A 15,019-nucleotide genomic window follows, 5' to 3' on the forward strand; every position below is an offset into this window, starting at 1 on the left:
CACGACAGGAAGACGCGTGACCGCACTGACCCCCCTGCACAAACTCTGGCTGACGGAAACCGTGCGCCTGCGTGAAGAACACGCCGGCCCCCTGGAAGACCAGGAAGCCAATCGCCTCGCGCGCACGGCGGGCGGCGACCTGCCGACGCGCATCCAGCAGCGCGCCCTGCACCTGGCCGAGCGCGATGGCCTGACCGCCGCCCTCACGCGCTGGCTGCAAGGCGCACGCCTGGCGCTGGTGCTGCTGGCGGTGGTGGCCGTCATCAGCGGCGCGGGGCTGGCCTTTGCTGCGCTGGGCAACGGCTTGACCCCGGTGAATGTGTTCTGGGCCCTGGGCAGCCTGCTCGGCCTGAACCTGATCCTGCTGTTGAGCTGGGCGTTGGGGCTGTTGTTTGCCGGCGAGCACAGCGCCAGCCTCGGGCGCTTGTGGTTGTGGCTCAGTGAAAAACTTGCGCGCGATGCCAAGGCCGCCCAACTGGCCCCGGCGTTGCTGCTGTTGCTGCAACGGCAGAAACTCAATCGCTGGGCGGTCGGTGTGCTGGTCAACAGCCTGTGGTTGCTGGCGCTGCTCAGTGCGCTGGTGATTCTGCTGACGCTGCTCGCCACCCGCCGTTACGGCTTTGTGTGGGAAACCACTATCCTCGGCGCCGACACCTTCGTCGCCGTGACCCAGGCCCTCGGCACCCTGCCCGCCCTGCTGGGCTTCAACGTACCGACCGTCGAGATGATCCGCGCCAGCGGCGATTCCGCCCTGAACATCGAAAGCGCCCGCCAGGCGTGGGCCGCCTGGTTGGTCGGGGTATTGCTGGTCTACGGCCTGCTGCCAAGATTGATCCTCGCACTGCTGTGCCTGTGGCGCTGGAAACGCGGGCGCGCCGCCTTGCGCCTGGACCTCAACCTGCCCGGCTACAGCCCACTGCGCGAACGCCTGATGCCCAGCAGCGAGCGCCTTGGCGTCAACGACGCCGCGCCGGAACAACTGCACCCCGTCACCGGCGGCGTCAGTGAGCTGGACAGCGACGGCGCCTTGCTCGTCGCCATCGAACTGGACGATCAGTACCCCTGGCCACCCAAGCTGCCGGCTAATGTGAAGCACGCCGGCATCCTCGACAGCCGCGAATCGCGCAACAAGCTCCTGGAGCAACTCAGCCGCTTCCCGCCCGCGCGCCTGGCCATCGTCTGCGACCCGCGCCGCTCGCCGGACCGCGGCAGCCTGGCGCTGATCGCCGAACTCGCACGCAGCGCCGCCGCCACCCGTGTCTGGCTGCTGCAAGCCCCGCCCGGCCAGGCGCTGGATGCCGAGCGCCTGGGCGACTGGCACAGCGCGCTGCAACAACTGGAGCTGCCGTTCGCCGATTGCGCGCCGTTGAACTGGCTGGAGACCGGTCATGACTAAGCCACTGAAACTCGCCGTGGTCGGCCACACCAACGTCGGCAAGACCTCGTTGCTGCGCACCCTCACCCGTGACGTCGGGTTCGGTGAAGTCTCCCATCGCCCCAGCACCACGCGGCATGTCGAAGGCGCGCGCTTGTCGGTCGACGGCGAAGCCTTGCTGGAGCTGTACGACACACCCGGCCTGGAAGATGCCATCGCCCTGCTCGACTACCTGGAACGCCTGGATCGCCCCGGCGAACGCTTGGACGGCCCAGCCCGCCTGGCGCGGTTCCTGGAAGGCAGCGAAGCCCGCCAGCGTTTCGAACAGGAAGCCAAGGTGCTGCGCCAACTGCTGGCCTCGGACGCCGGCCTGTATGTGATCGACGCTCGCGAACCGGTGCTGGCCAAGTACCGTGATGAGCTGCAAGTGCTGGCCAGTTGCGGTAAACCGTTGCTGCCGGTGCTCAACTTCGTCAGCAGCAGCGACCACCGCGAGCCGGACTGGCGCGAAGCCCTGGCACGCCTGGGCCTGCATGCGCTGGTGCGTTTCGACAGCGTCGCGCCGCCGGAAGACGGCGAACGTCGCTTGTATGAAAGCCTCGCCCTGCTGCTGGAAAACGCCCGGCCGCAGTTGCAGCGCCTGATCCTCGACCAGGAAGCCCAACGCCAGGCCCGTCAACAGAGCGCCGCGCGGTTGATTGCCGAATTGCTGATCGACTGCGCCGCGTGCCGACGCAGCGTGGTGACTGAAGATGAGCAACAAGCCATCAGCGATTTGCGCAAGGCGGTGCGTCAGCGCGAACAAAAATGCGTGGAGGCCTTGCTCAAGCTGTTCGGCTTTCGTGCCCAGGACGCCGCCGCCAGCGACTTGCCGTTGCTCGACGGCCGCTGGGGTGATGACCTGTTCAACCCGGAAACCCTCAAGCAACTCGGCGTGCGCGTCGGCGGTGGCATCGCTGCAGGCGCAGCGGCCGGAGCCGGGGTGGACCTGCTGGTCGGCGGGCTGACCCTCGGCGCCGCCGCCCTGGCGGGCGCCATCGCCGGTGGCGCGTTGCAGACCGCCCGCAGCTACGGCAGCCGCCTGCTGGGCAAGATCAAGGGCCAACGCGAGCTGACCGTGGACGACAGCGTGCTGCGCCTGCTCGCCCTGCGCCAGCGCCAGTTGCTCAAGGCCCTGAACCTGCGCGGCCATGCGGCGATGCACAGCATCAAGGTCGATACGCCCCAGGACAAGACCTGGCGCGAAGGCAAATTGCCGGACGCGTTGCACAAGGCCCGCGCCCACCCGCAATGGTCGTCCCTCAACCCCCAGGCCAGACTGAGCCAGGCCGAACGCCAGGAACAGGTCGAAGCCCTGGCCCAGCGCCTCGACGAGACTTAAGCCGCCAGCAGCTGCCGGGCCTTGGCCTTGAGCACTTCCAGGTCGAGCACCGGCACGTGCATTGCCTTGGCCTGTTCGTCCCAGTGGCGCAGGCGCAGGCTGACCTGACACAGCGGGTCTTGCTCAAACGCCCGAGCCTCCTCGGCCGTCATCACGCCGCCCTGGTAACCCAGGGTGCGGCGGCTCGCCTCGCTCAAGCATGCGTAGTAGTCCGGCCGGCTGAACGTCAGGTAGCGCTTGGCCTGGACGTGGTACTCCACCAGCCTGGCCAGGCGCTCACTGAAGCCTGCACGGCGCAAATAATCCGCGCCCAACCGCTCATGGCTGACCACGCCATAACCGCCCATGTTCTCGCCACCCTGGCCACACAGATGGCCGATATCGTGGAAAAACGCCGCCAGCACCACTTCATCATCGAAGCCTTCGGCCATGGCCAACTGCGCGGCCTGGGACATGTGCTCAATCTGCGACACCGGCTCGCCGATGTAATCCGCCGCGCCGTGCTGCTCGTACAAAGCGAAGATTGTGGCAATCGCCTGTTCCGGGCTCATCACGCCGGCCCCCACAGGGTTGTGATATTGCGCTCGGCCATCGCCGGCCCCACGCTCATGCCCACACCGGTGTGCATCAAGGCAGCGCTCACGCCAGGTGCGGCCTGCACAAATGAAAACGGCGCCGGGCCCCTGGCGCCGTAGACGCCCTGCCAGCGTTCCATCACCTGGATCTTGCAACCCAAGGTCTGTTCGGCCAACTCGATCATCCAGTCATCCACCTGCTCGGCATTGAACGGCGAGGCATCGCTGCCGTAGTCGTGGGAGTCGCCGATGATCAGTTCGCCATGGGGCGTCGGGCTGATCAGCAGGTGAATCCCGTGTGCATGCAGGTGCGGCGCCTCGCGCAGGATCTGCGCCTGTACCGGCGCGGCTTCAGGCAGGTCGGCAAAAGCGCCGTAGTGCACGCAACTGAGGCCGGTGAGCAAGGCGTGTTGCAGGTTGAGGTTGAGTGCAGGCCGGGCGCGCAGCATTTGCAGGCGGCAGATCTGCGGGTTGAGTTCGGCGATGGCCTCGGCCAACAGGGTTTGATAATCGTGGCCGGAACAGACGATGACCTGCTCGCCACGAAAGCTGCCCGCCGTGCTGTGCACCTGGCCCGGTTCGACATCGCGCACCAGGGTGGAGAAGTAAAATTCCACACCCAGTTGCTGGCTCAGGTAGTGGATCAGCGCCGGTATCGCCTCGCGCGAATACAGTTGCTGGTCGTCCCGGCCATGCAGCGCGGCGCGGTGATGGCGGAACTGGCCGCCATACAGATCCTTCAACGCCGCGCCTTGCAACAGGTCGACGTTATAGCCGTGTTCACGCGCGCGGCCGGCGCAGAAGGCTTCCAGCAGATGCTCTTCGGCTTCGGTTCGGGCGAACAGGTACGAGCCGTTGCGCTTGAGCTGCAGGCCGGCAACCCGAGCCCATTGCCCCCAGATATCACGGCTTTGCCGTGCCAGGTCAAGCATCGGCCCCGGCGGCTGCCCGGTGACCAGGGCCTGACCGAAGTTGCGTACCGAGGCGCCCAGGGGCGTGGCGCTGCGCTCGAACACCTTGACCTTGAGCCCGCGCCTGGCGGCGGCGTAGGCGTGGGACAGGCCGAGGATGCCGGCACCGATGATCAGTAAATCTGTCATGGAATATGCAACCCTCTGTAGGAGCGAGCTTGCTCGCGAAGAACGTCAACGATAAGGCAGCGCTTCAGGTTATCCGCGCCGTCTATTCGTTCTTCGCGAGCAAGCTCGCTCCTACAGGTAGAGGTGAAAATTATTGTTTCTCCGACTTGCCGTCATAGCGCTTGCGCCACTCAGCCAGGATGCTGTCGCGGTTTTTCGAGGCCCAGCCGAAGTCGTTCTTGATCAACCGCTGCTCGTAGTCGGCCGGCAATTCGGTCTGCGGCTTGGCGATCCCCGGCTGGGCGAGCACGGCGAAGTTGTCCTTGTACAGGTCCATTGCCGCTGTACTGGCGGAGAAGTCAGCGAGCTTTCTGGCGGCGTCCGCATGGGCGGTGCCCTTGATCACGGCGGTGGCTTCGATGTCCCAGCCCAGGCCTTCCTTCGGCAGGATGATGTCCAGCGGCGCACCCTGGCGCTTCAGCTGCACGGCCGGATACTCAAAGGAAATACCAATCGGGAACTCACCGGAAGCCGCCAGCTTGCACGGCTTGGAACCGGAGTGAACGTACTGGCCGATGTTCTGGTGCAAGTCGTCCATGTACTGCCAGCCCTGCTTCTCGCCGAAGGTTTGCAGCCACGCGCTCACATCCAGGAAGCCGGTGCCGGACGAGGCCGGGTTGGGCATCACGATCTTGCCCTTGTACTCGGGCTTGGTCAGGTCTTGCCAGCTCACCGGCTTGGTCAGGCCCTGTTTCTCGGCTTCGACCGTGTTGAAGCAAATGGTCGCGGCCCACACATCCATGCCGACCCAGGCCGGTGGGTTGGCGGCGTCACGGTAATGCTTGCCGATCTTGTCCAGGTCCTTGGGGGCGTAATTGTCCAGCATGCCCTGCTGATCGAGGATCGCCAGGCTCGACGCGGCCAGTCCCCAGACCACATCGGCCTGCGGGCGGTCTTTTTCGGCCAGCAGCTTGGCGGTGATGATGCCGGTGGAGTCGCGGACCCATTTGATCTCGACGTCGGGGTTGGCCTGCTCGAAGGCTTTTTTGTAGGTCTTTAACTGCTCGGCTTCAAGGGCCGTGTACACGGTCAACTCGGTCTTGGCGAAGGCATTCAGGCTGAATGCAGTGAGTACGGCAGCGACCAGCGCCAGGGGCTTGAACATGGAGCACCTCCTTCAGGGATGGTTATTGGCCGGGCGCGGTCTGGCGCCAGGCTTGGGAGCGGCGCAAGGCGCCACGTGAAGCCCACGCCAGCAGCAGCGAAACGCTGCCTGAGGTGAACAGGATCAGGGTCGACATGGCGGCCGCGCCGCCCACATTGCCGGCGTCGTCCATGTTCAACACGGCGACGGCGGCGAGGATGGTGTCGGGGCTGTAGAGGAAGATCGCGGCGGACACGGTGGTCATCGCCGACACAAACAGGTAGCGCACGATGTCCAGCAGCGCCGGCAGGCAGATCGGTACCGTGACTTTCAAGTAATGGCGATACAGCGGCGCCTTGAGCGACAGCGCCGCCGCTTCGAACTCGGCGTCCAGCTGGCGCAACGCGGTGGTGGCGGTCATCTGTGCGGTGGTCAGGTAGTGAGCAATGGTGCACACCACCAGCAGGGTCATGGTGCCGTAGAACACATGCAGCGGGTTGCCACTCAGGTTGAAAAAGAACACGTAGCCCAGGCCCAACACCAACCCAGGCACGGCCATCGGCACAAAGCTGAGCATGCGCAGCGCCAGGTTCAGGCCCTTCTGGCCCTTGGTCTTTTCCATCAGGTAGGCGCCGGTGAAGATCAATACGCTGCCGATCAACGCCGTGCACAACGCCAGGGTCAAGCTGTTGCGATAGGCCAGCCAACCGCCGCCGGCCGTGTCTTCGAACTGGTAGTGGCTGAGCGACAGCGACAGGTTGTACGGCCAGAACTTCACCAGCGAGGAGTACACCGCCATGCCGAACACCAGCAGCAACACGGCACTGATGAGCAGCACGATAAGCAGATAGGCGCTATCCCTCAGGCGTGACGGCGCCGGCTGGAAGACCTGGGCGCGGCCACTCATGGCCTCGCCGTGGCGACGGCGCAACCAGGCGTCGACGCCAAAGCTGAACAGCGCCGGCAGCAGCAACACCATGCCGATCAACGCACCGCGACCGAACTGTTGCTGGCCGACCACCGCCTTGTAGGCTTCCAGCGCCAGCACCTGGTAATCCCCGCCCACCACCACGGGCACGCCGAAATCCGTAATGGTCAAGGTGAACACCAGGCAGAACGCAGCAAACACCGCCTGGCGCGTGGCCGGCCAGGTGATGCTGCGGAACGCCCGCGCAGGGCTGGCGCCCATGCTCGAGGCCGCGTCGAACAAACGCGCATCGGCCAACGACAACGCCGACAGCAAAATCATCAGGGCATGTGGGAAGGTGTAGATCACTTCACCGAGGACAATGCCCCAGAAGCCGTAGATGTTGTCCGAGAACAGCCCGCGCAACAGGCCCTGGTTACCGAACAGGTAGACCAGTGCAATCCCCGGCAGCATCGACGGAGCCATCAACGGAAGCAGCGACAGGCCTCGCCAGATGGCCTTGCCGGGAATCAACGTGCGTTGCAGGGCGTAGGCAAACAGGTAGGCCAGCGGTACGACAATGGCCGCCACGCTGAGGGAGACTTTCAGGCTATTGCCCAGCAGCCAGTGGAAGTTGGCGCTGGTGAGCAACTCCCGTGCGGCGACCAGGCCACCGCCCTGCCCGGTCTCGCTGCTGAAACCGCGCCAGAAGATCGCCAGCAGTGGCAGTAATAAGGCGATGCCCAGCAGCACCAGCCAGAGCAGTTTGCCGCCGACCACGAAAATACGGTCGCCGGTTTCGGCGCGTGACGCTTGACGCGCCAGAGTCAAGACAGCGGCCATCTCAGGCAAACACCTGCAGGCTGCGCGGCGGCAAGGCTACCCAGATGTCCTGGGCGCCCAGGCGCGGCATGGCTTCCGGGGCCAGTTCGGCAAGCAGCGGATGGCCGGGCAGTTGCTCCAACTCAAAGCTCATGCGGCAGCGGTTGCCGAGGAAAGTGATCTCGCGGACCTTGGCCGGGAACAGGTTCTCCTCATGCACCGACGGGTTGACGCTGATCGCTTCCGGGCGGCAGAACAACCGGCCGGACCTGGCCACGCCGGCATCCTCGGCCAGGCGCATGTTCATCCCGCCGACCTGGGCATGGCTGGCACTGTTGCGGCTGAACGGCAGCCAATTGCCCTGGCCGACAAACTCCGCCACAAACGGCGTGGCCGGGCGGTCGTAGATTTCCTGGGGCGTGGCGTATTGCTCGACCTTGCCGTTGTTCATCACGGCAATGCGGTCGGCCATCAACATGGCTTCGTCCTGGTTGTGGGTGACCATCAGGGTGGTGATACCCAGGCGCCGTTGCAGTTGGCGCAGCTCGGTGCACAGATGCTCGCGCACGCGGGCGTCGAGGGCCGACATCGGCTCATCCAGCAACAGCAATGACGGCGCCGGTGCCAGGGCACGGGCCAGGGCGACCCGCTGCTGCTGGCCGCCGGAGAGTTGGCCGGGGTATTTCTTTTCACTGCCAAGCAGCCCCACCAGTTCAAGCATCTGTCCGACACGCTGGCGCACTTCATCGCGACCGCTGCCGGTGAGGCCGTAGCCGATGTTCGCTTCGACGGTGAGATTGGGAAACAGCGCGTAGGACTGGAACAGAATGCCGTAGTCCCGAGCCTGGGGCGGCAGCAGGGAAACATCGCGGTCACCCAGGTAAAGTTCGCCGCTGTCCTGGCGTTCCAGGCCGGCAATGCAGCGCAGCAACGTGGTCTTGCCGCAACCGGAAGGGCCGAGCAGGCACACCAGCTCGCCGGCAGCCACGTCCAGGGACACATTGTCCAACGCCGTAAAGGCGCCGAAGCGTTTCTGGATACCGCGCACGTTCATCGGCGCGCCGGGTTGGGTCAGGGCTGTGTTCATGTTGGCACCTCATCAAACTGATGAAGGCCATGCTAGGCAGGCAATGCGTCGCTCTTGTGGCAGGAAGGCAAAAGGCGGCGATAGTGGTATTCGCAGATTTGTGTAGGACGCTTGGCGGTGGGCTGCCTGGTCTACCGCAATCGGGAGCAAGCCCCCTCCCACACTTGACCGAGTTCCAACATGGAAATGCGGGCACCTGTGGGAGGGGGCTTGCCCCCGATTGGTCCCCAAAGCCACTACAAGGCTTTAGATCGGCGACATTTCCTGCGCCAACCCCAGAAACGCCGCCGGCAGACGAGCGCCTTTTCTTTCCTTGAGGCAGTACAGGTACTCGGGAATCTGCGGCGCATGCTCGAGGGTCAGCACCTTCAGCTGCGGGTCATGGGGCACTTCCTGGCGGGCGATGATGCTGATGCCGATATTGCGCAGCACCGCTTCGCGGATAGATTCACGGCTGCCGATTTCCAGCAGCGGCCCGTAACTGACGCCCGCACCTTGCAGCATCTCTTCCGTAAGCCGCCGCGTGGTGGAGCCCGCTTCACGCATCAACAGCGTATGCCCCGCCAACGCACTGAGGGGTACATGGTCGAGCTTGGCCAGTGGATGGTTGCGGTGTACCGCCAGCACCAACGGGTCGGTGCCCAATACACGGCGGATCAGGCGCGGGTCTTCGAGCAACTGCGAGGATGCAGCGACATCGACGCGGTAATCGTCCAGCGCTTCGAGTACCTGCTGGGAGTTGCCGATTTCCACCGATACCTCCACCTGCGGCAGGCGTTCGCGAAAGGCTTTGACCAGGTCGAGGATGTAGTACGGCGCCGTCGCGGCAATCCTCAGTGCGCCCTGGACCTGGCCGCTGTTGCGCAGGAAAAACTCGATGTCCGCTTCCTGCTGCAGCAGCGTCTTGACCATCGGCAGCAGGCGCGCGCCCTCGTCGCTGACGGTGAGGCGGCGCCCGCCACGGTAGAACAGCTCGACGCCGTACTGGCTTTCCAGGTTGCGAATCTGGGTGGTAACAGTGGGCTGGCTCAGGCCGAGTTTTTTCGCCGCCTGGGTGATGCTGCCCAGGCGGGCGACCATAAAAAACGCCTTCAACTCGGCACTCAGCACACCACCCTCTCATCCTCTATTTGCGCAACAGGCGCAGGCCATTGAACACCACCAGCAGGGCCACGCCCATGTCGGCGAACACTGCCATCCACATGGTCGCCATGCCGAGGAACGTGACCACCAGGAAGATCGCCTTGATCACCAGGGCCAGGGTGATGTTCTGCTTGAGGATACTCGACGTTTGCCGCGACAAACGAATGAATGCCGGAATCTTGCGCAAATCATCGTCCATCAAGGCCACGTCGGCCGTCTCGATAGCGGTGTCGGTACCTGCCGCGGCCATGGCAAAGCCAATCTCGGCGCGGGCCAGGGCCGGGGCGTCGTTGATGCCATCGCCGACCATGCCCACCCGGTGGCCTTGGCCGTAGAGGGTTTCGATGGCGTGCAGCTTGTCGGTGGGCAACAGGTCGCCCTGGGCCTGATCGATGCCGACCTGGGCCGCAATCGCCTGGGCGGTGTGGGTGTTGTCGCCGGTGAGCATCAGGGTCTTGATGCCCAGCTCATGCAATTGCTGGATGGCTTCGCGGCTGCTGTCCTTGACTGTGTCGGCCACGGCGAACAGCGCCAGCGGGCCGGACTTGTCGAGCAACAGCACCACGGACTTGCCCTGTTTTTCCAGGGCGAACAGCTTTTCTTCCAGCTCCGGCGAACACAGGCCAAGGTCTTCCACCAGGCGGTGATTGCCCAAGTGATAGGTCTGGCCATTAATATCGCCGCGCACGCCGCGACCGGCCAGGGCTTCGAAGTTATCCACAACGTGCACCGGCAGGTTTTTATCCACAGCCGCGTTGGCGATTGCCAGGGACACCGGGTGATCGGAACGCCCGGCCAAACTGGCAGCCAGGGCCGGGGCGCTGTCTTCGACAGTGGTGAACAGCGCCAGGTAATCGGTTTGCACCGGCTTGCCGTGGGTGATGGTGCCGGTCTTGTCGAGGGCCAGGTAGTCAAGCTTATAGCCACCCTCCAGGTACACACCGCCCTTGATCAGGATGCCTTTGCGTGCCGCAGCCGCCAGGCCGCTGACAATGGTTACCGGGGTAGAGATCACCAGGGCGCACGGGCACGCCACCACCAGCAGCACCAGGGCGCGGTAGATCCAGTCGAACCAGGCGCCGGCCATGAACAGCGGCGGGATCAGCGCCACACCCAGGGCGAACAGGAATACGGCCGGGGTGTAGATTTTCGAGAAGCTGTCGACGAACCGCTGGGTCGGTGCCCGCGCGCCCTGGGCCTGCTCCACCGCATGGATGATGCGGGCCAGGGTGGAGTTGTTGGCAGCCGCCGTGACCTTGTACTCCAGGGAACCGGCCTGGTTGATGGTGCCGGCGAAGACCTTATCGCCGACGGTCTTTTCAATCGGCAGGCTTTCACCGGTGATCGGCGCCTGGTCGATGGTGGACTGGCCGGCGGTGACTTCACCGTCAAGGCCGATACGCTCGCCGGGTTTTACCCGCACGATTGCGTCCAGCTCAATGCTTTTGACCTCCATTTCAACCCAGCTTCCATCAGCCTGCCGAACCGTGGCCTGTTCCGGTGTCATCTGCATCAAGCCACTGATGGCATTGCGCGCACGGTCCAGGGACTTGGCTTCGATCAGCTCGGCCACGGTAAACAGGAACATCACCATGGCCGCTTCCGGCCACTGGCCGATCAGGACCGCGCCAGTGACCGCGATACTCATCAACGCGTTGATGTTCAGGTTGAGGTTTTTCAGGGCAATCCAGCCCTTCTTGTAGGTGGTGAGGCCGCCGCTGAGGATCGACACCAGCGCTACCAGCGCAATCACCCAAGTGGGCGCGGCGTTGGTGAAGTGCAGTACTTCGGCGCCCAACGCCCCCACACCGGACAACGCCAGCGGCCACCAATGCTTCTTGGCGGGCGGCTCGGCGGCCGGGGTGCCCTCCACGATCGGATCGGCCTGCATACCCAGGGATTTGATCGCATCGATGATCGGCGCGGTACTCGGCAGGTCATGGGTGACGCCGAGGATGCGGTTGATCAGGTTGAATTCCAGCTGCTGCACACCGGCCAGCTTGCCCAGTTTGTTCTGGATCAGCGTCTGCTCGGTGGGGCAGTCCATGGCTTCGATGCGGAAGGTACTCAGGCGCGAGCCGGCGGTGGGCGCCTCGCTCAACTGCACCAGCGCAGGCGCAGGCGTGCCGGAACAGCAGGAACCGCCATGGCCGTGATCGTGCACGGGGGTGAGTTTCTTCGGCCCATGATCATGGTCATGGTCGTGTTTATGCGGGGTGTGAATGGAGTCGCTCATCAGGTCGCGTCCGTAAGGTGCCTGTTGCCAAGTAAAGACCCTGTAGCCACTATAGGGTCAAGCACCCATTTGGAGATTGCTGCAATGAAGATCGGCGAACTGGCCAAACTGACCGATTGTCCGGTGGAAACCATCCGTTATTACGAGAAGGAAGGCCTGCTGCCACCCCCGGCACGCACCGAGGCCAACTACCGCGTGTACACCCAGGCGCACACCGAGCGACTGATCTTTATCCGCAACTGCCGCAGCCTCGACATGACCCTGGAAGAGATCCGCAGCCTGCTCGGGCTACGGGACAGCCCCCAGGACCAATGTGAAAACGTGAATGCGTTGATCGACGAGCATATCCACCATGTAAAAGCGCGGATTGACGGGCTGCTGGCGTTGCAGGAGCAGTTGCTGGACCTGCGCCAACGCTGTGGCGGTGGGGACCACTGCGGGATTTTGCAGCGACTGGAGGTCAACGGCGGTGTAGCCGCCAGCGAGGCCGAGCCCTCACACGTAGGCAGAAGCCACGGGCATTAACTCAAGCGAACACGGTTCAAATGTGGGAGGGGGCTTGCCCCGATGGCGGTGTGTCAGTCATTTTTCACTTAACTGATCCACCGCTATCGGGGGCAAGCCCCCTCCCACATTTTGACTGAGACAGTCCTTAAATGGCGACGTCGGCTTTAATGCTTGGATCGGCGTCATAGCCCACGATTTCAAAGTCTTCGAACTTGTAATCGTAGATCGACGCCGGCTTACGCTTGATCACCAGTTCCGGCAGCTTCTTCGGCGTACGCGCCAGCTGGGTGCGGATCTGCTCCATATGGTTGCTGTAGGCGTGGGTGTCGCCGGTGGTGACGATGATCTCGTGGGGAATCAGGTCGCATTGCTGGGCCAGCATATGGGTCAGCAGCGCCAGGGCGGCGGTGTTGTACGGCAGGCCGAGGAATACGTCGGAACTGCGGATGTACAACTGCATCGACAGATGGCCGTCATGCACGAACGCCTGGTACAGCAGGTGGCACGGTGGCAGGGCTTGCTTGCCATTGCGCGCGTTTTCCTGGGGGCTTTTGGTTTCGTCCGGCAGGTATTCGACGTTCCAGCCGTGGAACAGGATGCGACGGCTGTTGGGGTTGGTCTTGAGCGTGTGCACCATGTAGTCGATCTGGTTGATCGTGCCGCCATCCTTGGTCGGCCAGGCGGTCCACTGCTCGCCATACACCGGGCCCAGGTCACCGTCTTCGGTGGCCCACTCGTCCCAGATTTTCACACCGTTTTCGTTCAGCCACTTGATGTTGGTGTTGCCGCTCAACATCCAGATCAGTTCGTTGGCGATGCTTTTGAAGTGAAGCTTCTTGGTGGTCAGCAGCGGGAAGCCGTCGGCCAAGTTATGCCGATACTGACGGGCGAACACGGCCTTGGTGCCGGTGCCGGTACGGTCGCCTTTGGTCAGGCCATTGGTCACGACGTCGTTCAGTAGTTCGAGATATTGCTTCATGTCATTACCCGTATCGTTGAAGCCGAGACCTCGCGGGCCTCGGCATTCGAATTTAAAGCGCGGTGTGCTTCAGCGGTTGCGGGCGATTGTACGCCCACCACAGCAGGCCCAGGCCGACCAGGATCATCGGAATGCTGAGCACTTGTCCCATGGTCAGCCAGCCCCACGCCAGGTACCCCAGCTGGGCATCCGGCACGCGCACGAACTCGACGATGAAACGGAAGATCCCGTAGAACAGCGCGAACATGCCGGAAACGGCCATGGTCGGGCGTGGTTTGCGCGAAAAGAGGTACAGGATAAGGAACAGGGCCACACCTTCCAACGCGAACTGGTACAGCTGCGACGGATGGCGCGGCAGTTGCGCCGGGTCGCTGAACGGCGGGAACACCATGGCCCACGGCACGTCGGTCGGCTTGCCCCACAACTCGGCGTTGATGAAGTTGCCGATGCGCCCGGCGCCCAGGCCGATCGGTACCAGCGGCGCGACGAAGTCCATCAGTTGGAAGAACGACTTGCCGTTGCGCCGGCCAAACCACCAGGCCGCGATCATTACGCCGATAAAGCCACCGTGGAATGCCATGCCGCCTTTCCACACTTCGAAGATCAGCGTCGGGTTGGCGATGTAGGCCGAGAGATCGTAAAACAGCACATACCCCAGGCGCCCGCCGACGATCACCCCCATCGACAACCAGAACACCATGTCGGAGAGCTTCTCCTTGGTCCAGGTCGGGTCGAAACGGTTCAGGCGCCGGGAGGCCAGCAGCCATGCACCGCCGATGCCGATCAGGTACATCAACCCGTACCAGTGGATTTTCAGCGGACCGATGGCCAGGGCCACCGGGTCGATCTGCGGGTAAGGCAGCATTGCGACTCCTCGTTAAATCATTCGTTATGGCAACCGGACCATGCCCGGGCGCGATTAAGCCTGCGTTACAGCAAAAAATTCAAACCGACACAAAACAGCAAGCCGGCGAACAACCGCTTGAGCAAGCGCGGCGACAACCGGTGCGCCAGGCGTGCGCCGAAACGGGCAAACACCATGCTGGTCAGGGCAATGCCCAGCAGCGCCGGCAAATACACGAACCCTAGACTATGAGCGGGCAACAGCGGGTCATGCCAGCCCAGAATCATGAAACTTAACGCACTGGCCAAGGCAATCGGCAGGCCACAGGCGGACGAGGTGGCCACCGCTTGTTGCATCGGCACGCTGCGCCAGGTCAAAAACGGCACGGTCAGCGAGCCGCCGCCGATGCCGAAAATCGCCGAAGCCCAGCCAATCAGGGTACCGGCCACAGTCAGGCCGAGCTTGCCCGGCACCGTGCGGCTGGCCTTAGGCTTGACCTCCAGGGCCAGTTGCACGGCGATGATCAGGGCGAATACGCCGATGATCTTCTGCAAGTGGGGGCCGGAAATCGCCTCGGCGGTCAGCGCACCAAAACCGGCGCCGAGCAGGATGCCCACGGTCATCCAGACAAAGATCGGCCAACGCACCGCGCCACGTCGGTGGTGCTCACGCACGGCATTGACCGAGGTAAAGATGATCGTCGCCAGGGAGGTGCCCACGGCCAGGTGGGTCAGCACCTGCGGGTCGAAGCCCTGCAAGGTGAAGCTGAACACCAGCACCGGCACGATGATGATCCCGCCGCCCACGCCAAACAGCCCGGCGAGCACGCCCGCGCACGCGCCCAGCAGCAAATACAGCAGAAATTCCATGGGAGCCCCCAAACCAGGTCCGGCATGTTAACGGATGGAAGGCATGCGACCCAACTGGATACGATGGAACG

Annotated in this window: 13 protein-coding genes; 3 read left to right on the forward strand and 10 right to left on the reverse strand. The window is 63.7% G+C overall.

All coding sequences use genetic code 11. From position 1 onward, the window contains the following. Positions 1–16: 16 nt before the first annotated feature. Entirely contained in the window at positions 17–1,396 is a 1,380-nt protein-coding gene (locus V3W40_RS13140) for a DUF2868 domain-containing protein (protein ID WP_330215131.1), read from the forward strand. Next, positions 1,389–2,756: a DUF3482 domain-containing protein gene (locus tag V3W40_RS13145; RefSeq protein ID WP_137212351.1), complete on the forward strand. Its 1,368-nt coding sequence runs from the start codon at positions 1,389–1,391 to the stop codon at positions 2,754–2,756. Before V3W40_RS13140 ends, V3W40_RS13145 begins: the two co-directional genes overlap by 8 nt. Here the strand turns inward: V3W40_RS13145 and V3W40_RS13150 are convergent. From V3W40_RS13150 to V3W40_RS13180, 7 genes are all read right to left on the reverse strand, one after another. Beyond that, a complete protein-coding gene (locus V3W40_RS13150) occupies positions 2,753–3,307 on the reverse strand; it encodes a phosphonate degradation HD-domain oxygenase (RefSeq protein ID WP_065924339.1) in 555 nt (184 codons plus the stop codon). The two genes, V3W40_RS13145 and V3W40_RS13150, sit on opposite strands and share 4 nt — an antisense overlap. Then, entirely contained in the window at positions 3,307–4,431 is a 1,125-nt protein-coding gene (locus tag V3W40_RS13155) for a TIGR03364 family FAD-dependent oxidoreductase (RefSeq protein ID WP_065948785.1), read from the reverse strand. Before V3W40_RS13155 ends, V3W40_RS13150 begins: the two co-directional genes overlap by 1 nt. A 130-nt stretch (positions 4,432–4,561) precedes the next feature. Continuing rightward, positions 4,562–5,575: a putative 2-aminoethylphosphonate ABC transporter substrate-binding protein gene (locus V3W40_RS13160; RefSeq protein WP_065924341.1), complete on the reverse strand. Its 1,014-nt coding sequence runs from the start codon at positions 5,573–5,575 to the stop codon at positions 4,562–4,564. A 22-nt stretch (positions 5,576–5,597) separates the two neighbouring features. Then, on the reverse strand, positions 5,598–7,304 hold the full coding sequence (locus V3W40_RS13165) for a putative 2-aminoethylphosphonate ABC transporter permease subunit (protein WP_330215132.1): 1,707 nt from the start codon (positions 7,302–7,304) through the stop codon (positions 5,598–5,600). A gap of 1 nt (position 7,305) precedes the next feature. Further along, positions 7,306–8,370, reverse strand: a complete 1,065-nt coding sequence (locus V3W40_RS13170; protein ID WP_330215133.1) for a putative 2-aminoethylphosphonate ABC transporter ATP-binding protein — start codon at positions 8,368–8,370, stop codon at positions 7,306–7,308. Between the two features lie 246 nt (positions 8,371–8,616). After that, positions 8,617–9,480, reverse strand: coding sequence for a LysR family transcriptional regulator (locus V3W40_RS13175; RefSeq protein WP_027606132.1), 864 nt, complete (start codon positions 9,478–9,480; stop codon positions 8,617–8,619). Positions 9,481–9,496: 16 nt separating this feature from the next. Beyond that, a complete protein-coding gene (locus tag V3W40_RS13180) occupies positions 9,497–11,749 on the reverse strand; it encodes a heavy metal translocating P-type ATPase (protein ID WP_065948782.1) in 2,253 nt (750 codons plus the stop codon). An 84-nt stretch (positions 11,750–11,833) separates the two neighbouring features. Here V3W40_RS13180 and cadR point away from each other — a divergent pair, with 84 nt between their 5' ends. Further along, the gene (gene cadR, locus V3W40_RS13185) at positions 11,834–12,274 is read left to right on the forward strand and encodes a Cd(II)/Pb(II)-responsive transcriptional regulator (protein ID WP_027606134.1); all 441 of its coding nucleotides are present in this window, start codon (positions 11,834–11,836) and stop codon (positions 12,272–12,274) included. 127 nt (positions 12,275–12,401) lie between these two features. Here cadR and V3W40_RS13190 read toward each other — a convergent pair whose 3' ends face one another. The 3 genes from V3W40_RS13190 to V3W40_RS13200 all read right to left on the reverse strand — a co-directional run bounded on the left by V3W40_RS13190 (position 12,402) and on the right by V3W40_RS13200 (position 14,948). Further along, entirely contained in the window at positions 12,402–13,235 is an 834-nt protein-coding gene (locus V3W40_RS13190; protein ID WP_015886389.1) for a thymidylate synthase, read from the reverse strand. Between the two features lie 52 nt (positions 13,236–13,287). Continuing rightward, a complete protein-coding gene (lgt, locus tag V3W40_RS13195) occupies positions 13,288–14,100 on the reverse strand; it encodes a prolipoprotein diacylglyceryl transferase (RefSeq protein ID WP_065924346.1) in 813 nt (270 codons plus the stop codon). A 65-nt stretch (positions 14,101–14,165) separates the two neighbouring features. Next, positions 14,166–14,948 (reverse strand): sulfite exporter TauE/SafE family protein, encoded by a 783-nt coding sequence (locus V3W40_RS13200; protein WP_137212344.1) that lies wholly within the window; start codon positions 14,946–14,948, stop codon positions 14,166–14,168. Positions 14,949–15,019 lie beyond the last annotated feature (71 nt).

Source organism: Pseudomonas sp. AM8 (assembly GCF_036346475.1).
Classification (GTDB): Bacteria; Pseudomonadota; Gammaproteobacteria; order Pseudomonadales; family Pseudomonadaceae; genus Aquipseudomonas; species Aquipseudomonas marginalis.